We start from the raw sequence: 23,609 nt of genomic DNA, 5'->3' as shown, positions 1-23,609 counted from the left end.
GTATATTTGCAGGAGCTTTTTCAGGTCTCGGTACGGTCTGCGGAGCAGGAATGTTGCCATAAGGAAATACAGTAGTTGGTTATATGATTTTTGAATAAGCCGCATTTTTTTGCTATTTTTCCCCTTTAAGTGCCATTTTGCGTTGTTGTGTGGAGTGAACGGTATTGACAAAGCACATTTTTGGGGGGTATAATTTATATAAACTGTTGCAATGGTTTTTGAGTTTTTTGATTTCGTAAGTAGTGCACAAAATTATGAACTTCAATAATTCAAGCTGCGAACCGTTTTTCGGCTCGCTGAGTACAAACAAATAACTTTACAAGGATATGGATTATGGATAATTTTAAAAAATTCAGAAGAAGACTGATCGCATTTGTATTTGCTGTCGCAACAAGTGCAAGCTTCATCCCTCAATCGGCATTTGCCGCAGAGGATGAAACAGCTCCTGCTGTTGAAACTGAAGTTGATGAGTCAACAGATGTTGATACTGACGGCGAGGAGGACATCGTAAGAGAATCTGTATACGAGGGTGACGGCTACCGTGCAACATTTCAGCTGGACGGTATCTGGGACGGCGGCTTCTGTGCCAATGTGACCATTGAAAACACAGGCGAAGAAGCTATCGAGGACTGGATAATCGGCTTTGATTATCCCGGCGAGATATCCGGCTTCTGGAACGCAGACTTCCTTTCCACAGAAGCAGGCAACTACATTGCAAAAAACAATGAGTGGAATCAGGATATCCCGGTAGGCGGAAGCATCACATTCAGCATCATCGGCGGTGAGGACTTCGTTGATTTCCCCACAGAGTACCATATGATGAGCAGAATGTCACGCCGCGATACTGAGGAGTATGAGGTCTCATACGAAGTTACACAGAGCTGGGAAAGCGCTTTCAACGCAAATGTGACTATCACAAACAATTCAGAAACAGATATTGAGGACTGGATGCTGGAATTTGACTTCAACGCCGATATCATCAATATCTGGAACGGAGAGATACTCTCGGGTGATGACGGACATTATGTCATCAAGAATTCGGGCTATAACTCAGTCATCCCCGCAGGCGAAAGCATTACATTCGGTGTGAACGCTGCCTATGCAGAGGAGGCTTGCGAGCCTGAAAACTACCAGCTTTATTCCTTCGGTATGTCAGATGATGAAACTGACGAAACTGATATGCAGACTGTTATGAATGCATATTCCAAGCTCAAAATAGGCTTTGCAGAGGGCAATGACGCAAATTCCGTAACCTCTGATCTTACGCTCTGCACAGAGCTTGAGGGTGCAACGATCACATGGATCAGCACCGATCCCGATGTCATCTCGGATACGGGTGCAGTCACACGTTCCGATGAGACTAAGAACGTTTCACTGAAGGCTGTCATCCAGTGCAACGACTACTCCATGGAAGCTGATTTCACGGTCCGCGTCATAAAGAACACCTATGAAGATTATGATACGGATTTCCTGTATGACATGGACTCATTGGAGCTTCTGTATATCTACAATGACGATCCCGATGATCTTGAGATATATCTCAGCGATGACGGCTACATTGCCGATCTCAACGGCAGATTCTCGCAGATCGTTGTAGAGTCTCCCGACGAAGCTCTCCTCTCACTGTACGAAGTCAAGTCACTGATGGGCTGCGATGACCCGAAAACACAGCTGGAGTGGGAAAAGACCAGCTTTGACAGCTGCGGATATTCCTACAAGTTCCATCAGGTAATAGACGGTATCCCCGTATATGGACAGAACATAGTTGTTTCTACCGATACAGAGGGCAATACCACAGCTCTCCACAGCAAATTCATCCCTCAGCTGTCTGTGGATACCGCTGATATCATCTCCGAAGCAGACGCACAGACGGTCATTGAGGACGCAGGATACAACTTTGTATCTTCCGATGGACTGGTGATCTATACCAAGGACGGAATAAAGCCCGCTTACAATATAAACTGCCTTATGGACGGCAAGTACTACAATCTCCTTGTTGATGCACACACAGGAGATATCCTCCTTGAGAACCTCAGAAGCGTGAGCGAGGTCATATCGGCAAGCGGCAATGATGAGTTCGGCGTAAATCAGACCTTCTCCGTAAATAAGTTTAGTATTTTTCATACGACCTTTTACACAATAGATGACCCCGTAAGGAACTTACACTATCATGATCTGGCAGGAAGCCACGACCACTCTATCTGGCCCGGAGACCCTATCGTCAAATTTTCAAATACATGGACAACAGGTGAGGTAAGTGCCATCGTAAGCGCTAATCATGTTTATGATTATTATCTTGAGACACTGCACAGAAACGGCTTTGACAATGAAAACGGCGAATTCCATGTGAGCATCAATCTCGGTGAAAACAACAGCTATTCCTCAGGCGCAGGAAATAATATCGTTTTCGGTCAGCGCGGAGGAAGCTATACCACAGCCGCTCAGGCAGGAATAGATACCGTCGGACATGAATTTACACATTCCGTTGTTGCCGACGAGACAGACCTTAACCTGAATTACAACGATGCTCCCGGTGCCATCAATGAGGGCTATGCGGATATCTTCGGATACTTTGCAGAGGGCGATAACGATCCCGATTGGAACCACGGCGAGGATAATCATGCAGCCCCCATCCGTGTAATGTCCAACCCTAATTTAAGGCATATGCCTACAGGCGTGAATGATACGACATATTTCTATGATTTCAATGTTGCAGGAAATACATTCGATCACGGCGGAGTACACACAAACAATTCCGTTATTTCCTATCCCTGCTATCTTATGTGGGCAAACGGCATCTCCGATAAGGACAGACTGGCGGCATTATGGTATAAATCTCTGTTATACGGCTATGATTCGGACGCAGAGTTCGATGACGTCCGTGTAAATGTTCTGCGCGCAGCAAAGGCAATGAGAATGTCAGGCGAGGAAATACAGATAATCAAGGATGCATTCGATACAGCAGGCATCACAGGTCCCACTGCCACTACGGTAACAGGTACGAATGTACTGTTCGGCAAGGTGGTTGAGGCTGATCTTGATACTATCGCAGGAAACAATACTCCTCTCGCAGGTTCACTGGTAACACTGAACCGCAGCGGTTCGTCTTCTATTATTTCGATACCCACAGCATTTTCATTATCCGATACCGACGGAACATTCAAATTCTATGATCTCCGTCCCGGTACCTACACATTAACTGTTTCTCATGCAGGATATATTTCAACATCACTGACAATGTCGTTAGTATCCGCAAGAATGACAAATTACTGCGACACCATCGAGCTGATACCCACATCGTATGAAGGCGTCGGCACTGCTTCGGGAACTATCAAGGATTCCGTAACGGGAAGCGGCGTATCCGGCATGACACTGAGAGTCCGCAGCGGCATGAACAATAAGACAGGTACCATACTCACCACTCTCACCACAGGTACAAACGGCAATTACACACTCTCTCAGGATGCAGGACATTACTGCATCGAAGTAATCGACCAGCGTACCCTTGCAAGCGGTGAAAAGAGATATCTTAAAACATATTTCAACGTTAAGATACTGGGCGGCAAGACCATCGCGAATCAGAACGCCACAGTTTCTCATACCCTTGACTCCAACCAGCTCAGGATCGTGCTTGAGTGGGGAAGGACACCCTATGATCTGGATTCACATCTTATCGGACCCAAGTCGGACGGCACCACCTTCCACATCTATTTCGGATACAAGCAGTACTGGGAAGGCACTACGGAAATAGCAGATCTGGACCTTGATGATACAAACAGCTACGGTCCCGAGACCACTACACTTTACAACCCCATCTCAGGAGACTATTCATTCTATGTTTACAACTTCAGCGGTTCTCCGAGTATCACATCATCAGGCGCAACTGTAAAGGTTTTCACAGGCAACAGCAATGAGCCTGCATACACCTTCTCTGTTCCGCTGACAGGCAACGGCGGCTACTGGAACGTATTTACCTACAATTCAAGGACCAGAAGAGTCACACCCGTAAATACTGTCAGCACTTCACCTGTTACGCCCTGATATCGCCACTTTTCATATCACTGAAAACCGAAAAATTTAGGAGGGTATCATGAAAAAAAGAGTACTTACAGGGATCATAGCAGCTGCTTCACTAATGATGTCGGGATGCGGCGATCAGGAACAGCTCACATCGGGCTCGGAGATCGCTCCTACGGAAGCAACTGCTGCCGATGAGGAGACTACTGCCGCAGAGACCGACACTGCCGTTTCGGCAGACACGACATCCTCTCCCGAGACGACCGTTCCGACAGACACTTCAAATGACACCGATCAGGTATGGTCGGATCAGAAAATAGTGTTCATGATGTGGATCGCCTCTTTTGACGAGCCGTATTCAAAGGGCTATTTCATCGACGGAAAGGGCATGAAGCACGTTTACGAGCGCCCCGATACGAAACCGATGTATCCCGTGGAGGATGAATATGCCTATCTTATCGAGCATTACGATGAATTTGAGTCAATGGAGTATTTCGATGATGAAACATTGAAGCAGTGCGCGGAATGCTTATATCAGGTAAATGCCGATGCAGAGGTCATCACAGAGGGCACAGCAATTGCAGATGCCCCCGAAAAGTCTCTGTACGGCGTCAGAATGAAGGACGGCAGGGAGGAATTCGTATTCCTCGGCTCTGAGCCGGGTATTTCAAAAAGACTCGATGACCCGTCGGCAGATGAGATATTTGAGCTTTTCGGCGATAAATGGTATCTGCAATAATATGCTCTGACAGTGATCTGCCCTCACAAAATAATAAAGAAGTTTCAAGGATGTGAAACCGAAAAGAGCCTGAAGAGTTTTTGCTCATCAGGCTCTTGTTTTTATTCGGAGCTTCGCTTTCTGCTCAGATATGCATATACCGCAAAGCACATGATTATCTGAATAATGGTGGAGCAGGGGGTGGCAAGTCCTATGAGGAAAAGGGAGCCGCCGCCGATGTGCTGCATGATGAATGCCACGGGTATCCTTATGCAGAAGGCGCCGCAGATGCCCTGTATCATAACAAATGTGGTCTTTTGTATGCCGTTGTAGTAGCCTATGAAGCAGAACAGGAAACAGGTCAGCAGGCAGTCGATTGCGTAGGCTTTCAGGTAGTCCCACGCATTGAGGACCGCTTCACGGTCCCCCGAGAAAATGCCTGCAAGGAGGTCTCCGCGGAAGAATGTCAGCAGGAACATCATAAATCCGAACACAAAGGAGACCGCGATGCCTGTTTTCAGCGCCTGCTTTGCGCGGTCAGCCTTGCCTGCACCGTAATTCTGCGCCACAAATGCTGACATGGACTGCATGAATGCCGCAGGTACCAGCATGATGAAGGCGCAAACCTTTTCCGCAACGCCCACACCTGCCGAGGCAGTAAGTCCTATCTTATTGACAATGGCAAGCATTACAAGGAAGGAGACTCCCACAAGGAGGTCCTGCAGGGCTATGGGAGTCCCTATGCGGAATATAGCCTTCGCGCAGACATTGTTCATCCTGATATCTGACCTGTGGAACTCAAAGGGAAGCTTTGTGCGTCGTATGATGATAAGGGAGATAAGAACGCTTATAAGCTGAGCGAGGACAGTAGCCAGAGCGGCTCCGTTTGCGCCGAGGTGAAGCACCGCCACGAAAAAAAGGTCGCCGATGATATTGAAAATGCAGGCGATACCCACGGCGATGAGGGGAGTTTTTGAGTCGCCGAGACCGCGGAATATACTTCCCAGCAGGTTGTACGCGGTTATGATGAGAAAGCCTGCGCCGCAAATGCGTATATAGCCTGCGGTGACGTCAAAGGCTTCCGCGGGAGCGTTCATTATCTTTGCCAGAATCTCCGCGCCTATGACGCTGATGACAGTCAGCAGCAGTCCCGCAGCGGCGAAGATGACCAGTCCCGTGCCTATGGTCCGAGCCGCGTCCTTCGGGCGCTTCTGACCTATTTTCTGCCCCACGGCAACGGTTATGCCCATTGAGAAGCTCACGAGGATATTGGTCAGGGTCATTATTATCTGTGAGCCCGTTGAAACCGCGGATACAGCCGCGTTATCGCTGAATCTTCCCACCACCAGCAGGTCCACCGCACCGTACAGCGATTGCAGGAACATGGCGAACAGCACAGGCAGCATGAATTTCAGCAGCTTTGGCAGTATCGCTCCGCTTGTAAAATCGTTCTTTTCCATAGTACCTCCATAAAAAAAGCCGGACAAAACAGCAGGCATTTCAGCCCGCGGTCTTATCCGGCATTGCATTTCCGTCGAATGTTTTGCCCTCCGAACCAACTTTTCCATTATATCACGGTTTGCAGGGAGTGTCAAGGGTTCAGAGCACCTCGGAAGCGGAGGTCACTCTTTTGGCGTCGGCTATTTCTCCGCCCTTTATGTACGGGGCAAGCTTTTCGGCAGTTTTGCCTATGCCGCTGCTGCCCGATGTGGCGAAGATATGTATTGTCTTTCCCGTCCAGTCATAGTCCCCGCAGAAGGTATTGACCACGTTGGGAGCTCCGTAATACCAGATGGGGAAGCCGAGGTATATCGTGTCATATTCCTCCCAGCCGCTGACCTTTCCCGATACGGGAACGTCCTTCCTGCCGAGCTTTTCGCGGTTGCACCTTGCAAGGGGATTTACCCATTTCAGGTCGGCGGCGCTGTATGGCTCCGCAGGCTTTATCTCGTAGAGGTCTGCACCTGCGGACTTTGCCAGCTCCTCTGCTATCTTTCTTGTCTTACCTGTCTCTGCGCTGAAATATGCTACCAGTGTTTTCATTGAACTTACCTGCCTTTCATATTGCTCTTAGGTCATCACATTATGCTGTCGAGATACATTGTTATATAGTCGTGTCTCTGCTCAAAGAAGCTTCTGAGGGAGCTTACTGCGGACTCGTAGTTCATATCCGCAGCGGAGCCGCCTGCCCAGCCGCTCCAGAAGCGGTCGTAGGTGTCAATGGCCATCTGTCGGTATTCCTCCGAGAGCCTGTCTGCCTCGGCAGTGACCTTTTCGGCGCCGAAGTTGTTTTCAGCGATATCTCTGAAGGTCTCTGCGAACTGCTTGCGGAAGCCCTCATTCTTCAGCGCTCCGTTGAACAGGTCTGCGAGGAAGCAGTCGCTCTCCATGAGCCTTTCAAGGCTGTTGTTGTAGGACAGAGCCTCGCCGTAGATACCCGAGCTGTACTCGGTATCGAACAGTATGAACCGCCATTTGCCGTCGGCATAGGGAGAGCTTTCGTCGGCGGTCTCAGCCTTCCAGAAAGCGGTATTCGGCTCGCCCCAGTCGCAGTTGTCTATGTATATCTCGGTGCTTATGTAGTCCATGAAGCCCTGCATATCTATGTGCTTGCAGAGCTCATCGTAATTTGCCTGAACGGAGAGATCGGTACTCTGTATCCATTTGCGGAGCTCTTTCCATTCCGCAAAGGTCTCCTCCGAGCCGTCATCGAGAGCTTCTCTCTTTATGATGCAGATATCCTTTGCAGGTACGCCGTAATGTGCGCTCACAAAGTCTGCGTCCATTTTTTCCGTTATCTCATAATGTCCCCAGAACTCGCCGTCGATAAAGACTATGCAGGGCTCCATGCCCTGAGTGAGGAACTCCCTGTCCGAGACAAGGGACTGTATGAGCTTGTCTCGGAAGCGTGTGAAGTAGGCGTCGTTTCCGCCGTTGCGGAGAACAAAGCTGTCGAACACCGTAACGGGAGAGCCGTCCGTGCTGTTCTTCACTTTTCCCGAGAACAGGTCGTATTCCAGCTTGGGAGCGCCGTAATCGCTCCTTGCGTACACGTTGAAGCTTTTCTGGGAATAGGACCGCGTGGCGCCGCCGTGTATGCGTATCCCCACATTCTGCTGCATGACGGGCTGTCCGCCCTCAAAGAACTGTATCTCAGCCTCACGCTCCCAGTCCCTGCCCTTCTGCGAGTAGTTCGCAGGTATCTCCCATTCATGAGCCTCAGGGTCATAGTCTGAGCCCTTTTTCCAGTCGTCATATACCTTTCCCGTTACATATATGCCTTTTTCAGGGTCAAAGAGGTTTCCCTCATCGGTCATGAGTGAGACTACCTTGCATTTTTTGTAGTAGTCCGCCTTGTCGGCAAATCCTACGAAATAGGTGTTCGATACCACAGGGCTCTGCTCACCGTTTTTGCCGATGGCAACGGCTCTTACCACCGTTGCTTTGTCCACCGCGGACTTGGGAACGAAATCTTCTGCGGCGTCTATGGGTTGAGCGATGTCTTTACGGGCACTGAGCCTGTTTTCCTCCGAGGAGGCGTCCTTTATCTCTATGGGAGAGGTGTATTTCGTGCTGTCGGCAGTGGGGATGCTGCCGTCAAGGGTGTAGTAAATGTCCGCGCCGTCGTCTGCGGTGATGGTAAGGGAAAAGCCGTTATTATAGAAGCCGCTTTTTGCGGAGAAGTGCATTCCCTCGGCGTCAAGGGGAACTGCTGCTTCCGGGGCTGTTTCCCCGAATACCGGGGGAGAGCTGCTGCTGTTCGCCTTTTTATCGGAGCACGAGGCCGCCGAAAATGTGACAAAGCTGACAGTAAGTGCAAGCAGTATACTTGCTGCTGTGTGTCTGTGTTTCATATAGCTCTCCTGTTACTGCTCATCGGCTATAAAAATACCGTCTTCGTCCCTGACGTAGGCTGAGCCCTCGGGGGAGTGCAGGAGCGGTATTATCTCGGGGAAGCGTCCTGCGAGACCGTGTGTGCTGTAAAGGCAGAAATTATCTGCATCTGCCCAGTAATCCTCGCCCTCGTCATAGCCGTAGAACACCCAGCCGTTAAAGCTTCCGTCAGACGACTCCTCGCGGCACATATAGGCGATATCGCCGCCGTCGGCGATGTTGTTTGTGACTATGCAGGCTTCAATGCCGTCCCAGACCTCAAGGTATTCGCTGTCGGCACGGTCGAGGAGGTCCGCATCTATCAGAGGAACAGTCACCTCACAGATATCTCCGTTCTTGTCGATGCCCCAGAATATCTGGTAAAAGCCGTCGCCGAAGCCTGTGGCGTTCATGGTGAGCCTGTGGCCTGTTTCGGGAACGGTCCACTCAATAAAGTCTCCGCCGGCTCTCTGGTACTGCGGAAGCTTCTCATAGCTCTCGTTAAAAAGGGCGGCGAAATAATCGTCGTAGTGGTTCTTGTCGGGATTGTCCCTGTGCCAGCTGTGGAGAAAATCCGAATACTCATCCATGACAGAAGCGTCCATAAAGCCCATCATTCCTGCGTCTACGGGGAAGCCTGTCAGGTCGCCGTCGCTGCAATGGAAAGCAGTTGTCTCGTGTGTAGGCTCTGCCAGCTCGTACCGCACAGCCCTTTCCTCGCTGAGCTTTATCCTTGCGGCAGTTATCCTTATTGTGTCAAATCGGGTGGTGATGAACGCCAGCTCCACGGGATAGGAGCCCTTTGGCACTGTCCTGTTGAGCTCGGGACTTGCCTCCTTTGTGCCCATATACGCCAGAGCGTCCCCTACTCTTATCCTGCCTGTGGGCAGGTCCACTGTGCCGATGACAAAATGGTCACGGGTCTCGGTCTTGGCAAATGTGCGGTCCATGAGGTCTGCATCAAGCTCCATCTGCCCGATAAACTTCAGATTTGCATCAAAAACTTCCTTTATATTCATAGGCTGCTCCTTTCAATGAATGTACAGACTGTTTGTGTGTATCAGAAGCCCTCTTTCCAGCGGCGGATATTGTCCTTTTCAAATCTGAAGGAGCCCACCACGAAGGAGTCCTGAGAGAGCTGCTCCTGAGTGAACCACGGCGAGGTGACCTTGCCCTCTGTGTGGGTCAGGATATGGAAGCATACCGCAGGAATGAAGCTCTGACCGATAAGGTAGCATTTCTCGCCGTTTTCGTTGACAGCTTCATCGGCTATGAGGACAACATGGGTGTCGTTGCATATTATATCGCCTACGCGGAGCTCATCAGCAGGGATGACCTCCGACTCCTTTTGCAGCGAGAGAGTGCCTGCATAGCGCATTACCTCCTTGAGGTAGTTCCTGTACTGCTGCTCGCTGTCGTCGGGAAGTCCCGCAGGTATCTCCGCAGAAAAGCTGCCGAAGGCGAGAAAGCGCTTGCCCTTGCGCCAGCGGTCGTAGCTGCACTCGTCGCCGTTTGAGAACATGAAGTTTATTTTGTCGTACTGCTTGTTCTCATAGAAATAGTCGCTGTAAAGCCTTATGACACTGTCAGCGCACTGCTGGTAGCCCTCGTCGCCGAGGCTTATATCAAAGATAGCAGCCACATCCGAGCTGTCAATGGTGGAGCCGTCAAAGACGGGGAGCTTGATATCATCGGGGAGCAGGGGATAGCTGCGGAGATAAGCTCCGAAGCTGCCCTCCGGGGCAGGTACACGGGTGAAGCCCTCGGGGGGAGCTATCCTCGTTTCAAGGGTCTTGCCCTCGGGTACCAATGACTCTATGTCGTAAAATCTTCCCGCAGGCTCAATGGTCAGCTCTGCGGCTTTCCACTTGGGATTGCAGCGTATATAAACGGCAGTCATAAGCGCTGCGAGAAGTATTATCAGCAGAAGTATGCGTAAGCCGCGCTTTTTGCCCTTTGGCTTTTCGATGTTGTTGCTTTTCATGGTAATTGCCTCCTCTATGGTGGGGATGTATATCTATAATTTTAACACGACAGTGGCGCTGTGTCAACAGAAACGCCGCAGTATTTCCGTGACTATCGGAATTGCTGCGGCGTTTATTTATTATCGCTTCGGACGAAGCTCCTGACAGAGGAGCCCGCATTCATTGCAGTACCACACCAGTTTTCCCGAGCGGTACATGGGGATAGTGATGTTCACCTGCCATTCGGGATACTGCCTGAACATCATTACGCTGCTGTCGGACACATATGCCGCGAAGGAGATGTAGTGCTCCTTGGTCATGGGATGGTCGGAGGTTATATACCACTCGCCGCCGATGTCCTCCACCTTCAGCTGATGGTTCTCATCTGCCTTTTTAGCTTCAATGGGCGAGAGCCTGCTTCCGCAGCAGGTCACTGCCGCGTCTGAAGTCGCCGTGATGATGTTGCCGCAGTCTCTGCATACATAAAATCTGAGTTTTTTCATATCGCCTTTCTCACTTTCGTTTTTTTCGATGCTGCCCGAGAGCAGCGCCTGTATATCCGTATCCAGCACCTCTGCCAGTGCTGTAAGCAGTGACACATCGGGACAGCCGTTTCCGCGCTCCCACTTTGATACTGCCTTGTCGCTTACATTTATACGCTCTGCAAGCTGCTTCTGGGTAAGTCCGCGTTCTGTCCGCAGCTGCCTGATGAGACTTCCTGTTCTGATCTGATCCATATTATCACCTCATTAATGACCGAAGTTCTCTTTATCTATATTATAAAGGACAGCTTCCTCCAAGTCGATCCACGCTCCGTAGAGTGAACGGAAAAGCTGCCCCATCGAGCTCATGGTGCCCGAAAACGCCGGTATATAGCCACAAACAGAGCACTTCAAATATCGCGTAAAAAGAAGTTTTTCCTGTTCACTCCCGAAAAAGTGCTGTTTACTCCGATTTTATATCCAATTTGTCAAAAGAGAGATATACTATAATCACAGCAAGGGAAACAACAAAAAACAAAGGAGGAAACACAAAATGACATGGTCAACAATACTTGATTTTCTGTTCGGAAATAACTGAGCTGACAAAGAATAAAAACACAGCAGTTCCCCGAATAAAATCATAATCCAGATAAGTAAATCTTAATGTTGTACGACATTGCTCCCGATCAGAGCATTTAAATAAAAACAAACCCCAACGACCCCTTAAAAACCAAAATCAAAAATCTAAAATCAAAAACAAAATCTAAAGAATAATTAAAATTCAGGAGGAAAAAATTATGTTTAAGAAGATCATTACAGCAGCTATGGCATTAACACTCTGCGCATCAGGTATGGCAGCATCAAACACAGGCTTTGCAAAGAACTTTGCACCCACAGCTATCACAGCAAACGCAGCATTCCAGTCATATGTAAAGGCATTCCCCGCAGGAACAAAGCTCTATACATCACCCACATCGGGCGTAGTTGCACAGACTCTTGCTCAGGGCGGCAGCTTCACTATCGTTGAGGAGCAGACTGTAGGAACCAATGTTTACGGTAAGTTCAAGAGCGGTGCAGGCTGGGCAATAGTCCGCGAAGTCCCCCCCACACCCCAGATACAGGTTCCTTTCACACAGTATTTTGGTGCAGGCACAACACTCTATACATCACCTACATCGGGCGTAGTTGCAATGACACTCACTCAGGGCAGCATATTCACTATCGTTGAAGTGCAGACAGCAAACAACGTAACCTACGGCAGGTTCAAGAGCGGTGCAGGCTGGGCTGTGCTTGAAGGTAACCCCGATCCTGATCCTGTTCCCGTTCCCACTCAGGACTACTTCATCTCCGCATACAAAAACAATGTTTCCAAGGTAATTGCAGTAGGTAGACAGACAGTATCAGGTCCCTGTGCAGCATATGCTCTTGCATACTGCCGCACAATGCTTGACGGATATGTACACAGCTATACACAGTATTATGACGGTGAACAGTGCTGGTGGAGTTGGGGCAACTATACTCCCGAGCAGTATTATACATCAAAGCTGGCAGCATTCCAGAGGACCTATGACCTTCTTAACAAGGGACAGCCCGTTATCTTCCGTATAAAGGGAACCGGCACTAATGATCATTACGTTACCTGCGTAGGATACAGAAAGGGTGCTAACCGTTCAAGCCTCACAGCAAGCGATTTCTACATAATCGATCCTGCTCGTCCTTCATCCGAGCTCAACTCACCTGTTAAGCGTCTTACATTTAATGACCTTCGTAACGTTGGCGGTTACTACAAGATCGTTGTAAAGGCATAAGAGATATCCAAGTACTTAAAGCCACTCCCGAGGGAGTGGCTTTTTCGCGGTATAGATATCAAAAACGGCATTTTATCTCCGCGCTTCTTGCTTTATCGTGTATTATATGTTATAAGCGGGGAGCCCCCGCAGGCTGTTTCGCGGTATAGATATCAAAAACGGCACTTTATCTCCGCGCCGCTTGCTTTATCGTGTATTATATGTTATAATTAACGCGAGGCATTCATTATACTTTATCCGAAATATTGCGGTAAACAGGAAAGGATGATATCATGAACCTGCACACGAGCTTTGACCTGCCCATCTGCCTTGCGGTGGAGGAGGATGCTTTTTTTCACTCAGATGAGATAATACAGCAGTATATCCCCGAGATCATCGGACAGAAGACCATCGTCATCTCGGAGGAGTTCCTCATAGGCATATACAGCGAAAAGATAAACGATATAAGCAGAGATTTCGGCAATGCCGAGATAGTCGCCATGAAGGAGGCAAGCTTTGACGAAGCCGTTGCCATCGCCAAGAAGGTCTGTGTGGAGGACGTAAAGGTCATAATCGGCATAGGCGGCGGACGAGTCCTCGACACTGCAAAGTATGCCGCACACATCAGCAAGGCAATATATATCTGTATGCCCACTTCACTGAGCAACGACTCCCTTGCGTCACCCTTTGCGGTGCTGGAGACCTACGGCAAGGCGCGCAAGACCATAGAGTGCAACATTCCAACGGCGATAATAGTTGATACCAACATGATAATAAATGCTCCCGAGGGACAGACTCTCTCGGGCATAGGCGACACCATTGCAAAGCATACCGCCCTCTACGACTGGAAGCTCTCCGCAAGAAAGACAAATACCCGTGTGAACGACTTTGCCTACGCACTGAGCAGGATGAGCTATGATTCTGTCTATCACTGCGATGAGAAGAACATGAAGAGCCGCGTATTCATAAGGATACTCTCCCGTGCTCTGGTAATGGGAGGACTTGCCATGGAGATAGCAGGCTCATCGCGTCCGTGCAGCGGCAGTGAGCATCTCTTTGCCCACGCTATCGAGGAGTATTACCCCGAGGTGAAGATATCCCACGGTATGGCAGTTGCGCTGGGAAGCATACCTGCCTGCATCTTTCAGGGACAGTCTCCCGATGGGCTTCTCAGCTTCTTCCGCACCTACGGTCTGGACGTAAGCCCTGCGGCATACGGCATAACTAAGGATATGTTCGCGGATATGTGGGAGAAGGCACGCACCGTAAGAACGGGCAGGATAACCATACTGGACGAGATAAAGCATGATAGAGTACAGCTGGACGAAATATACAGCAGAATGGCGGAGGGAAAATGAAAAAAGGAATTATTTTCGATATGGACGGCACACTCTGGGATTCCTCGGAGAATGTGGCGATATCATGGACAGAAAAGGTAAGAGAGCTGGGATATGACTTCCCCGATATCACTCAGCAGGACGTTATGGGAGTTATGGGGCTTACCATGGACAGGATAGCGGACAAACTCTTCGGCAGCCTTCCCCTTGAGGAGCGCAGGGAGCTTCTCGACCGCTGCTGCGATAATGAGGAGAAGTATCTTCTCAGGCACGGCGGAGTGCTCTATCCCGACCTTGAAAAGACGCTTATCCGCCTGAAGAAAAAGTACCATCTCTACATCGTGAGCAACTGTCAGAGCGGCTATATAGAGACATTTCTGGAGCACTACGGCTTCGGGGAATATTTCGACGATATAGAGTGCTACGGCAACAACCTCAAAGGCAAGGGCGACAATATCGCTCTCATCGTCAGCAGGAACGGACTCGACAAGGCGTGGTATGTAGGTGACATACAGGGCGACTATGACTCCACCATGGAGGCAGGGATAGACTTTATCCACTCGGCATACGGATTCGGCACTATCGACCACCCCGTCCCCGAGCTTGAGCGTTTCAGCGACCTGCCCGGGCTTATGAAAGAGCTTGACAAATAAAAAAACAGCCCCGAAGCAGTATTATTACCGCTTCGGGGACTTTTTTATGCATATTTTAGGTTATCCGAATATCTCGTCGTATGCCTTCCAGTAAAGAGTGTCCAGATTAGTCTTTTTGTCGCTGAATACTGAGCTGCCGTCCTTTGAGTATTCTCTGGGCTTGTCATCGGTGCCCACGGGCCAGGTGCCTATCTTTTCCGTCTTTTTCGTCCAGCTCTCGGACAAAGCTGCATACTCCACATAGCCGTTATTGACTACGATGAAATACTTATACTTTTCGGCGCCCTCAAAGTAGCGGTCCAGCCGAGCATTGAAGTCATCCACATCAAAGGGTACGGCAACATTGTCTTTTTTGTCGGAGCTGATTATGTATCTGCCCTTTACGTTGGAGCCCTCTTCGTCTATTTCAATCATAGAAGTTTCTGCTGCCTTCCGCAGCACATTTGCCTCGCTTCTTATGTTTGACAGCCTTGCTTTGCGGGTGTATCCCAGCATTGCGGGAACGAGTATTGCTGCGGCTATGAGTGCGAACAGCAGAACTATTCCGATGACCAGTCCTACTATCCAGCCATTGCTCTTTTTCTGCTGAGCATAGGGCGGCTGACCGTATGGCGGATAGGGCTGACCGTAGCCGTAGGGAGCCTGCGGATAGCCCTGTTGATAGGGCTGATAACCATAGCCGTTATACTGAGACTGCGGCGGCGGTGGTGTGATATTGGCGGAATTGTTCCTGCATGAGCAGGTCTCGCCCTCAGCGAGAGGTCTTCCGCACTGAGTACAGAATGGCATGGCAGTTCCTCCTTTGAACCATATATCTTAATATAACTATACACCTTTTCTGCGCGGAATGCAAGTGCTGCCGTCAGATGTATCCCAGAGTTTTCAGCACGAACAGCCATCCCGTCAGGGTAAAGGCGCTGAGCAGGGTGGTCAGCATGACCGCAAAGGCGGTTATGGTGCCCTTATGTCCGAGATTTTTCGCCATGACGAAGCAGCTTCCCGTGGTGGCACTTCCCAGCATTACCAGTATGGCTATGAGCTTTTCGCCGCGGAAGCCCAGCTTCACGGCTATGGGTAGGAATACTGCGCAGAACAGCACCAGCTTCAGAGCGGCGATACCCAACGTAACAGGCAGTTTTCCCTTTGCCTCGCCGAATTTGAAGGAAGCTCCGAGGGCGATAAGGGACAGGGGAGTCGCCATGTTCCCAAGATAGGTAACGGACTTTGAGAGTATGACGGGCTGTGGTATTTTCAGCAGTGACCATATCATTCCCACGGCAATGCCGAGGATAATGGGGTTGGTGACAATGCTTTTCAGCGTATTCAGTGCCACAGCTGACTTTCCGCGGCTCTTGTCCTTTTCGGGAGATGTCACAGCCAGAGCAGTCACGGCAATGACGTTGTAAAGGGGAACTGTTCCCACTATCATCAGCGCAGCCATAGTTGAGTGACCGTAGATGTTGTTGACGAAGGCGATGCCCAGCACAGCGGCGCTGCTGCGGTAGCTTGCCTGTATTATCTCGCCCCTTTCGCAGCCCTTCCCCACAATGAGGGAATAGACCACTGCCACGCCCACGCTGAGGAGGGTGGCGCACATACAGAAAAGGACGAATTTACCGTCCCATACCCTGCGGAAGTCCGCGGTGGACAGGTCCATGAAAAGCAGGGCAGGGAGCAGTGTGCGGAACACGAATTTATTTATCTGCGATGTTGCGTTGTCGTCCAGAAGCTTTATCCTGTGGACGAACCAGCCGAACACCATCATGAGGAATACGGGGACGGTGGCGTTCAGGCTGAACATCAGGTTTTTAAGAAACAAAAGTTATCACTACCTTGACGGGGGAGAGACCTCTCTCCCTCAGAATATATCCTTTTTGCGCCTGATATAGCGCCTTACAAGGACGAATATCATGAGCAGGACGCAGAATATGAGGAATACGGGGACTATCCAGCGGTTGGAGTTCTCGTCCTCGGCGGACTTCATGTCCGTCCACAGGGTCTGCATCTTCAGGTTTGCCTCGTCGGAAAGGTTTACGAATACCGTGGTCTTATCGGCGATGAACTGACTGTCGGGATAGGAAACGGGACTGTTCTTCACATCGTCGTCCAGCATATCGTAAGCCGCCTGATGAGGTGTGGAATAGCAGATATAGTCGATATTTGCAAAGGCTATATCGGGCTCGCACATGAAGTTTATGTACATTTCAGCCGCTTCCTTCTGTCTTGCGGCAGTGGGTATGCACATGGCGTCCACAAAGAGGTTGGTGCCGCTTTTCGGCACTACGAAGTCGAGGGAGTCGTTGCCCTCAAGTATAGTCAGGGCGTCGCCTGCGTAGTAGGGCGCGATAAGAGCGTCGCCTGCCTCCATTTTGTCGAATACCTCGTCCATGACGTAGCCCTGAACGATGCGCTTCTGCTTTTTCAGCTTGTTTGCGGCGTCTTCCAGCTCGTCGAAGTTCTCGGTGTTGAGGGAGTAGCCCTGCATTATCTCCGCGATAGCGAAGGCATCACGGGGATTGTCGAACATGAGTATCTGGTCGGCGTAGTCCTCGTTCCAGAGCAGGTCCCAGTCTATGTCCTCCTTGGGTATATCCACCATTGTGGTATCGTAGATTATTCCCACGGTTCCCCATGTATAGGGGACGGAATATTCATTTGTGGGGTCATATGCCTGATTGCGGAAGTTGTCCATGATGTAGCTGAAGTTGGGGATGTTGTCCATATCCAGCTTCTGCACCAAGCCCTCCTTTATCATCTTGCTTATCATGTAGTCCGATGGGATAATGACGTCATAGGAAGCCGCTCCGCCCTTGAGCTTGGCGTAGAGCTCCTCGTTGGTGGCATAGTTGGTGTAGTTGACCTTTATGCCCGTCAGCTTTTCAAACTCGCCGTTTACGTCGAGAGTTCCCTCGTCGGCGCCTGTGGAGATGTATTCTCCCCAGTTATAGACGTTTATTGAGATATTCTGTCCCTTGAAACGGGTGTAGTAATCGGGGTCGGAGACAGTGAGGGTCTGAGCGGAGCTCTCCTCCTCGGCGTCCTCCTCCTCGGCGGTGTCAGAGGTACAGCTCCACAGAGCCGAAACGCCCACAAGGGAAGCCAGAATCAGTGAAAATACCTTCTTTTTCATGTTCAGTCCTCCTTTGCGCCGCTCTTCTTAGCCGCTCTGTTCTCGATGGCGTTCTTCACTATGAGAACTATGATGACGGCAATGAAGATAAGAGTGGAAAGTGCATTTATCTCGGGGGATACCTTTCTTCGGGTCATGGAGTAGATGGTTATGGGCAGGGTCTGTGAGGTAGAGCCTGTGGTGAAGTAGCTGACCACGAAGTCGTCCAGCGAGTAGGTGAAGGACATGAGGAAGCCGCTTACCACGCCGGGCATTATCTCGGGGAGAACTACCTTGCGGAATGCCTTGAAGGGACTGCAGCCAAGGTCCTGTGCGGCTTCATAGAGGTGGGGGTCCATCTGATTGAATTTCGGCATTACATTGAGTATGACGTAGGGCACATCAAAGGTTATGTGTGCGATGAGCAGCGTAACGAAGCCGAATTCCAGATTCATTCTTGCGGCGAAGAATACGAACAGGAGCATGAGGGAAACACCCGTTACGATCTCGGGGTTGATGATAGGCATATTGGTAATGTTCATTACCACAGCCTTTGGCACCTTTCTCATGCTGTTTATGCCGATAGCCGCAAGGGTCCCCAGAACTGTTGAGACCACGCTGGCGACAGAGGCGATTATGATAGTGTTTATCAGTGAGGAAATGATTATCCTGTTGTGGAACAGGCGCTTGTACCAGTCCAGCGTAAAGCCGCTGAAAACGCTTCTGCTCTTGGTCTCGTTGAAGGAGAACACGATGAGCACGAATATTGGCACATACAGGAACAGCAGCACCAGTACCAGATAGAGTTTTCCGAGTTTTTTCATAGTGCCGCCTCCTTACATAAGTACCTGATCGTCGGGATCGAACTGATTCATGACGGTCATGATAACGAGGATTATCACCATGAGCACCAGCGAGATAGCTGCGCCGAGGTGGGGATTATAGGCGTTTCCGAGGAACTGCATCTCGATGAGGTCGCCGATGAGCAGGTTCGAGCCGCCGCCCAGCATACGGGAGATAATGAACGTGGAAATGGCAGGCACGAATACCATGGTGACGCCTGAGGTGATGCCGGGAACGCTCAGTGGGATTATCACGCGGAAAAGAGTCTGTCCCGAGCTGCACCCAAGGTCGGAGGCAGCCTCAAACAGTGACTTATCTATCTTCACCATTACCGAGTACAGCGGCAGTATCATAAAGGGCAGGTAGTTGTAGACCATGCCGAGGACTACCGCTCCCGAGGTGTTTATGAGCTTGTAGGGACCCAGTCCCGCAAGTCCCAGAAGGTGGTTGATGATTCCGTTGTTTCCCAGCAGAGTCATCCATGCGTAGGTACGCAGGAGGAAGTTCATCCACATGGGCAGCATTACTATCATGAGCATGGTGCCCTGCTTGTGCTTCTCCATACGGGAGAGTATGAATGAAACGGGATATGCCACCACAAGGCAGATAGCCGTGGCGATAAGCGAAAGCCATATTGAGCGGACGAAGATGTTTGCGTACTGTCCAACATCGGAGATGTATTTCAGCGTAAATCCGTTGTCATCGGTGAGGGCGAAAAATCCTATCATCAGCAGGGGGACCAGTATGAATATGATCATCCACACCAGATAGGGGGCGGAGAAATATTTCAGCTTCATTCTGCACTGTCCTCCGTTTTCTTCATGATATGTATATCAAAGGGGTCAAAGGTCATGCCTATCATCTGTCCCACGGGCTCAGCCTTTGTGGAGTGTATGACCCACTTGTGGTCAACGCCGTCAACTATCATCTCGTAGTGAACGCCCTTGAACACTACGGATTCCACTATGCCTGTCAGCTTGGCTTTTTCCGCAGGGATCACCTTAACGTCCTCGGGACGGATAACAACATCAACGGTCTCGTTGGGGTCAAAGCCCTTGTCCACGCACTCAAAGCGGCGTCCCGTGAACTCTACCACGCAGTCCTCGGGCATACAGCCGTTGACGATGTTGCTCTCGCCGATGAAGTCGGCAACGAATGCGTTGACAGGCTCGTTGTAAATGTCCGTCGGGGAGCCTATCTGCTGGATATAGCCGTTGTTCATGACAACGATGCTGTCGCTCATGGTGAGGGCTTCCTCCTGATCGTGGGTAACGTAGACGAAGGTCAGCTCCAGCTCCTGCTGTATGCGGCGGAGTTCTATCTGCATCTCCTTTCTCAGCTTCAGGTCAAGAGCGCCCAGAGGCTCGTCAAGGAGCAGCACCTTGGGGTGGTTCACCAGAGCGCGGGCAATGGCGACACGCTGCTGCTGACCTCCCGAAAGACGGTTTATGGAGCGCTTCTCAAAGCCCATAAGGTTCACCAGCTCAAGCATTTCGCCTACGCGCTTCACTATCTCCTTTTCGGGAGTATTCTTCACGCGTAGACCGAAAGCGATGTTCTCATAGACGTTGAGGTGGGGGAAAAGTGCATAGCGCTGGAATACGGTGTTGACGTTGCGCTTGTGGGGCGGAACTCCGTTTATGCGCTTGCCGTCGAAAAACACGTCTCCGCTGGTGGGCTCGAGAAAGCCTGCGATTATGCGGAGAGTGGTGGTCTTTCCGCAGCCCGAAGGCCCGAGAAAGGTAACGAACTCCTTATCCTTGATGTCGAGACTGATGTTTTTGAGGATACGCTCGCCCTCCTCAAATTCCACGATGATATCCTTTAAGCTGACGATATTTTCCATTTTTCCGGATCCCTTCCTTTTCTGATAAAGTACGGTGCAGCTGCATAGCCGATAAAATATGATTAATTATAGCACATTATTTTATTAATAGCAAGAAACGCGGAGAAAAAACTGCCGTGTATAAGAACTCTGCCGCGAAAAAGCCAGCGGGGGCTCCCCGCTTATAGCACATTATTTTATTAATAGCAAGAAACGCGGCGAAAAAACTGTCTTTCCTCTAAAACTAAGCACTAACCACTATGCACTAATCACTTAAAGAATAATTCCGTAGGGGCAGGCATATCCTTTAAGGACAAAGCTTGCGAAAGGGTGAAAATATGGGTCTTACAGAAAAGGAAGCTGCCGAAAGACTGAAAGCACAGGGGGAGAATACTCTCGGGGAGAGCAGGAGAACGGGTCCCATGAGGATATTCCTCGGGCAGTTCAGGGACGTTATGGTGATGATACTTCTGGGAGCTACGGTGATATCGGTGCTCCTCGGGGAGATATCCGACGCGGTGACTATAATCCTCATCGTTCTCCTCAACGCCATACTGGGCTTCGTGCAGGAGTACCGCACGGAGAATACACTGGAAGCCCTGCGCTCCATGACCTCGCCCACCGCAAAGTGCTGGAGGGACGGGAAGCTGAAAGAGATAGACGCCTCGCAGCTTGTGACGGGTGATGTTATCGAGCTCGAAGCAGGTGACCGTATCCCTGCGGACTGCGCTGTACTGAAGGCGGCAGGCTTCTTCTCAGACGAGGCTCTCCTCACGGGTGAGTCCGTGGCAGTCGGGAAGTCCGCAGGAGATGAGTCCGACACCGACAACTCCCTCAACAAGAGCAATATCGTCTACTGCGGAGCCTCTGCCACCAAGGGTACCTGCCGCGCAAGGGTCATAGCTACGGGCATGGCTACCCAGATGGGCAGGATATCGGAGATGCTCCGCGATATCGACAAGGAGCCCACTCCCTTACAGAAGCGTCTCGGGGAGCTGGGCAAGGTGGTCGCCATCATCTGCCTTGTGGTCTGCATCGCTGTCTTCGGAGCAGGAGTGCTCAGGGGGGAGAACGTCTTTGATATGCTCATGACGGGCATAACCATAGCCATTGCCGCTATCCCCGAGGGGCTGCCTGCAACGGTGACTATCGCCCTTGCACTGGCAGTGAGCCGTATGCTGAAGCAGAAGGCACTGGTGAACAAGCTCCACAGCGTTGAGACTCTGGGCTGCACCTCGGTGATATGCTCCGACAAAACAGGCACCATCACCGAAAACCGCATGACCGTCACGGAGCTTTCCACGGCGGAGGATACCTACCTTTTCAGCGGCATGGGCTATCGTGTCAGCGGAGCCGTCACCAAGGGTGAGATCGCAGTAAATCCCGTGACGGAAAAGGCACTGTCGGCGGCTCTGCGCTGCGGAGTCCTGTGCTCCACCGCGGAGATAAGCGCTCAGGAGCCGCCCAAAAGCCGCAACAGAGGTACTCTCGCAGGCAAGGGAGAGTGGAGCGTCACGGGAGACCCCACCGAAGCGGCTCTCCTCATCGCGGCGGCAAAGGCAGGCATCACAAGGCAGTCCCTTTCCGCAGGATATCGCAGCATAGGGGAGTTCCCCTTTGACAGCGAGACCCGTTTTATGGCGGTACACGTTGTCTGCGGCAGCGAAAAGCGTATCTATTTCAAGGGTGCGGAGGAGGTGCTGCTGCCGAGGTGCTCAATGTATCTGGACGGCAGCGGTAAGGCTGCACCCATGACTGCCGCACTGAGGAGGGACCTTGCGGAAAGGGCGGAGGATATGTCTCAGAGGGCGCTGAGAGTCCTCGCGCTGGCGGTCTGCACCTCCGAGGAGCTGGACCCTCAGCGCCGTGACCTTGTATTTCTCGGCTTTGCAGGCATGACCGACCCGCCCCGTGAGGAGGCAAAGACCGCTATCCGCAAGTGCAGTGCGGCTTCCGTAAAGACGGTGATGATAACGGGAGACCATAAAAATACCGCCGTGGCAGTTGCTAAAAAGGCAGGACTGCTCAAAGGCGGCAAGGCTATGACGGGGGCGGAGCTGGACTGTCTATCCGATGAGGAGCTGGATCGCTGTATCGGCGAATATACGGTGTTTGCGAGGGTTGAGCCCGTGCATAAGCTCCGCATCGTCCGCAGCTTCCGCCGCCGCGGCGAGATAGTCACCATGACAGGGGACGGCGTCAATGACGCTCCTGCGGTCAAGGAAGCCGATGTGGGCGTGGCTATGGGAGTTACGGGAACCGACGTAACCAAGCAGGCGGCTGACGTTATCCTTATGGACGACAACCTTGCCACACTGGTGAACGCCGTGGAGCAGGGGCGCTGCGTTTATGCCAATATACGGAAGTTCGTGAGGTATCTGCTGTCCTGCAATATCGGTGAGGTGCTGACAATGTTTCTGGGACTTCTCATGGGAATGCCCGTGGTGCTGCTGCCTGTTCAGATACTGCTGGTGAACCTTGTCACCGACGGGCTCCCTGCGGTCGCCCTTGGCATGGAGCCTCCCGAGAAGGACATCATGTCCCGACCGCCGCGGCGCTCCGACGAGGGCTTTTTCTCGGGTGGACTCATGGGGCGGATAGTGTTCCGCGGCATTCTCATCGGACTTTCCACCCTCGGAAGCTTCGGCACGGTCATGCACATGGGCGGCTCTATTGAAGCCTGCCGTACCGCCGCACTCATCACCCTTGTGGTGTCCCAGCTGATACACGTTTTCGAGTGCCGCTCCGAGAAGCGGTCGCTGTTCAGGCTGAATCCCTTCGGCAATATGAAGCTTGTGGGAGCTGCGGCACTGTCTGCGGCAGTCCTTGCGGCAGCGGTAATGGTGCCGCAGCTTCAGGTGGTGTTCAGCACAGTGACTCCCGATATGATGCAGCTCCTGACCGCACTGGGCTTCAGTGTTGCCGTGCCTGTTATCTGCGGGGTGATCTGAATTAATCAAGTTGAGAGATGAAAGCTGAGAGTGGAGAGTCAATGTGTTCG

Annotated in this window: 18 protein-coding genes; 6 read left to right on the top strand and 12 right to left on the bottom strand. The window is 51.1% G+C overall.

Features of this window, described 5'->3' with window-relative positions:
• Positions 1-333 precede the first annotated feature (333 nt).
• Together DSZ37_RS15210 and DSZ37_RS15205 are read left to right on the top strand one after the other, a co-directional pair.
• Positions 334-4,041: a cellulose binding domain-containing protein gene (locus DSZ37_RS15210; protein WP_109727726.1), complete on the top strand. Its 3,708-nt coding sequence runs from the start codon at positions 334-336 to the stop codon at positions 4,039-4,041.
• A 49-nt stretch (positions 4,042-4,090) separates the two neighbouring features.
• On the top strand, positions 4,091-4,756 hold the full coding sequence (locus DSZ37_RS15205) for a hypothetical protein (protein WP_109727725.1): 666 nt from the start codon (positions 4,091-4,093) through the stop codon (positions 4,754-4,756).
• A 101-nt stretch (positions 4,757-4,857) separates the two neighbouring features.
• Here DSZ37_RS15205 and DSZ37_RS15200 read toward each other — a convergent pair whose 3' ends face one another.
• The 6 genes from DSZ37_RS15200 to DSZ37_RS15175 all read right to left on the bottom strand — a co-directional run bounded on the left by DSZ37_RS15200 (position 4,858) and on the right by DSZ37_RS15175 (position 11,309).
• Positions 4,858-6,195 carry an MATE family efflux transporter gene (locus DSZ37_RS15200; RefSeq protein WP_109727724.1) on the bottom strand — a complete coding sequence of 446 codons (1,338 nt, stop codon included), beginning with the start codon at positions 6,193-6,195 and terminating at the stop codon, positions 4,858-4,860.
• Between the two features lie 139 nt (positions 6,196-6,334).
• The gene (locus DSZ37_RS15195) at positions 6,335-6,778 is read right to left on the bottom strand and encodes a flavodoxin (RefSeq protein ID WP_109727723.1); all 444 of its coding nucleotides are present in this window, start codon (positions 6,776-6,778) and stop codon (positions 6,335-6,337) included.
• A gap of 35 nt (positions 6,779-6,813) precedes the next feature.
• Positions 6,814-8,589 (bottom strand): CotH kinase family protein, encoded by a 1,776-nt coding sequence (locus DSZ37_RS15190; protein WP_109727722.1) that lies wholly within the window; start codon positions 8,587-8,589, stop codon positions 6,814-6,816.
• 12 nt (positions 8,590-8,601) lie between these two features.
• Complete coding sequence (locus tag DSZ37_RS15185) at positions 8,602-9,627, bottom strand: immunity protein Imm33 domain-containing protein (RefSeq protein WP_109727721.1); 1,026 nt, start codon at positions 9,625-9,627, stop codon at positions 8,602-8,604.
• A gap of 41 nt (positions 9,628-9,668) precedes the next feature.
• On the bottom strand, positions 9,669-10,592 hold the full coding sequence (locus tag DSZ37_RS15180; protein WP_109727720.1) for a DUF4846 domain-containing protein: 924 nt from the start codon (positions 10,590-10,592) through the stop codon (positions 9,669-9,671).
• Between the two features lie 120 nt (positions 10,593-10,712).
• Positions 10,713-11,309, bottom strand: coding sequence for a helix-turn-helix domain-containing protein (locus tag DSZ37_RS15175; protein ID WP_109727719.1), 597 nt, complete (start codon positions 11,307-11,309; stop codon positions 10,713-10,715).
• A gap of 542 nt (positions 11,310-11,851) precedes the next feature.
• Here DSZ37_RS15175 and DSZ37_RS15170 point away from each other — a divergent pair.
• The 3 genes from DSZ37_RS15170 to DSZ37_RS15160 all read left to right on the top strand — a co-directional run bounded on the left by DSZ37_RS15170 (position 11,852) and on the right by DSZ37_RS15160 (position 14,831).
• Complete coding sequence (locus tag DSZ37_RS15170) at positions 11,852-12,862, top strand: C39 family peptidase (RefSeq protein WP_109727718.1); 1,011 nt, start codon at positions 11,852-11,854, stop codon at positions 12,860-12,862.
• 272 nt (positions 12,863-13,134) lie between these two features.
• Positions 13,135-14,199, top strand: a complete 1,065-nt coding sequence (locus tag DSZ37_RS15165; RefSeq protein WP_109727717.1) for an iron-containing alcohol dehydrogenase family protein — start codon at positions 13,135-13,137, stop codon at positions 14,197-14,199.
• On the top strand, positions 14,196-14,831 hold the full coding sequence (locus tag DSZ37_RS15160; RefSeq protein ID WP_109727716.1) for an HAD family hydrolase: 636 nt from the start codon (positions 14,196-14,198) through the stop codon (positions 14,829-14,831). The genes DSZ37_RS15165 and DSZ37_RS15160 overlap by 4 nt, the downstream gene beginning before the upstream one ends.
• A gap of 60 nt (positions 14,832-14,891) precedes the next feature.
• On the opposite strand, the gene DSZ37_RS15155 is transcribed toward DSZ37_RS15160, so the two are convergent.
• The 6 genes from DSZ37_RS15155 to potA form a co-directional block, all read right to left on the bottom strand.
• Positions 14,892-15,620 (bottom strand): hypothetical protein, encoded by a 729-nt coding sequence (locus DSZ37_RS15155; protein ID WP_109727715.1) that lies wholly within the window; start codon positions 15,618-15,620, stop codon positions 14,892-14,894.
• Between the two features lie 73 nt (positions 15,621-15,693).
• The gene (locus DSZ37_RS15150) at positions 15,694-16,650 is read right to left on the bottom strand and encodes an AEC family transporter (protein WP_347504731.1); all 957 of its coding nucleotides are present in this window, start codon (positions 16,648-16,650) and stop codon (positions 15,694-15,696) included.
• A gap of 39 nt (positions 16,651-16,689) precedes the next feature.
• Positions 16,690-17,961 (bottom strand): ABC transporter substrate-binding protein, encoded by a 1,272-nt coding sequence (locus DSZ37_RS15145; protein WP_109727714.1) that lies wholly within the window; start codon positions 17,959-17,961, stop codon positions 16,690-16,692.
• 2 nt (positions 17,962-17,963) lie between these two features.
• Entirely contained in the window at positions 17,964-18,764 is an 801-nt protein-coding gene (locus tag DSZ37_RS15140; protein ID WP_109727713.1) for an ABC transporter permease, read from the bottom strand.
• Positions 18,765-18,776: 12 nt separating this feature from the next.
• Entirely contained in the window at positions 18,777-19,580 is an 804-nt protein-coding gene (locus DSZ37_RS15135) for an ABC transporter permease (RefSeq protein ID WP_109727712.1), read from the bottom strand.
• On the bottom strand, positions 19,577-20,629 hold the full coding sequence (gene potA, locus DSZ37_RS15130; RefSeq protein WP_109727711.1) for a spermidine/putrescine ABC transporter ATP-binding protein: 1,053 nt from the start codon (positions 20,627-20,629) through the stop codon (positions 19,577-19,579). The genes DSZ37_RS15135 and potA overlap by 4 nt, the downstream gene beginning before the upstream one ends.
• 317 nt (positions 20,630-20,946) lie before the next feature.
• Between potA and DSZ37_RS15125 the strand changes: the two genes are divergently transcribed.
• Entirely contained in the window at positions 20,947-23,559 is a 2,613-nt protein-coding gene (locus DSZ37_RS15125) for a cation-translocating P-type ATPase (protein ID WP_109727710.1), read from the top strand.
• Positions 23,560-23,609: the final 50 nt, after the last annotated feature.

Source organism: Ruminococcus flavefaciens, from assembly GCF_900116855.1.
GTDB classification, from domain to species: domain Bacteria; phylum Bacillota; class Clostridia; order Oscillospirales; family Ruminococcaceae; genus Ruminococcus; species Ruminococcus flavefaciens_R.
Note: the sequence above shows the minus strand (reverse complement) of the source record. Positions and strands in the feature narration are given on the sequence as shown.

What these genes read in the sequence shown, in the direction of transcription:
- DSZ37_RS15185 (WP_109727721.1), bottom strand. Translation starts at nt 9,627, where the DNA reads ATGAATATAAAGGAAGTTTTTGATGCAAATCTGAAGTTTATCGGGCAG.
- DSZ37_RS15175 (WP_109727719.1), bottom strand. Translation starts at nt 11,309, where the DNA reads ATGGATCAGATCAGAACAGGAAGTCTCATCAGGCAGCTGCGGACAGAA.
- DSZ37_RS15200 (WP_109727724.1), bottom strand. Translation starts at nt 6,195, where the DNA reads ATGGAAAAGAACGATTTTACAAGCGGAGCGATACTGCCAAAGCTGCTG.
- DSZ37_RS15170 (WP_109727718.1), top strand. Translation starts at nt 11,852, where the DNA reads ATGTTTAAGAAGATCATTACAGCAGCTATGGCATTAACACTCTGCGCA.
- DSZ37_RS15190 (WP_109727722.1), bottom strand. Translation starts at nt 8,589, where the DNA reads ATGAAACACAGACACACAGCAGCAAGTATACTGCTTGCACTTACTGTC.
- DSZ37_RS15135 (WP_109727712.1), bottom strand. Translation starts at nt 19,580, where the DNA reads ATGAAGCTGAAATATTTCTCCGCCCCCTATCTGGTGTGGATGATCATA.
- DSZ37_RS15165 (WP_109727717.1), top strand. Translation starts at nt 13,135, where the DNA reads ATGAACCTGCACACGAGCTTTGACCTGCCCATCTGCCTTGCGGTGGAG.
- DSZ37_RS15125 (WP_109727710.1), top strand. Translation starts at nt 20,947, where the DNA reads ATGGGTCTTACAGAAAAGGAAGCTGCCGAAAGACTGAAAGCACAGGGG.
- DSZ37_RS15145 (WP_109727714.1), bottom strand. Translation starts at nt 17,961, where the DNA reads ATGAAAAAGAAGGTATTTTCACTGATTCTGGCTTCCCTTGTGGGCGTT.
- DSZ37_RS15195 (WP_109727723.1), bottom strand. Translation starts at nt 6,778, where the DNA reads ATGAAAACACTGGTAGCATATTTCAGCGCAGAGACAGGTAAGACAAGA.
- DSZ37_RS15210 (WP_109727726.1), top strand. Translation starts at nt 334, where the DNA reads ATGGATAATTTTAAAAAATTCAGAAGAAGACTGATCGCATTTGTATTT.
- DSZ37_RS15155 (WP_109727715.1), bottom strand. Translation starts at nt 15,620, where the DNA reads ATGCCATTCTGTACTCAGTGCGGAAGACCTCTCGCTGAGGGCGAGACC.
- DSZ37_RS15160 (WP_109727716.1), top strand. Translation starts at nt 14,196, where the DNA reads ATGAAAAAAGGAATTATTTTCGATATGGACGGCACACTCTGGGATTCC.
- DSZ37_RS15205 (WP_109727725.1), top strand. Translation starts at nt 4,091, where the DNA reads ATGAAAAAAAGAGTACTTACAGGGATCATAGCAGCTGCTTCACTAATG.
- DSZ37_RS15180 (WP_109727720.1), bottom strand. Translation starts at nt 10,592, where the DNA reads ATGAAAAGCAACAACATCGAAAAGCCAAAGGGCAAAAAGCGCGGCTTA.
- potA (WP_109727711.1), bottom strand. Translation starts at nt 20,629, where the DNA reads ATGGAAAATATCGTCAGCTTAAAGGATATCATCGTGGAATTTGAGGAG.
- DSZ37_RS15140 (WP_109727713.1), bottom strand. Translation starts at nt 18,764, where the DNA reads ATGAAAAAACTCGGAAAACTCTATCTGGTACTGGTGCTGCTGTTCCTG.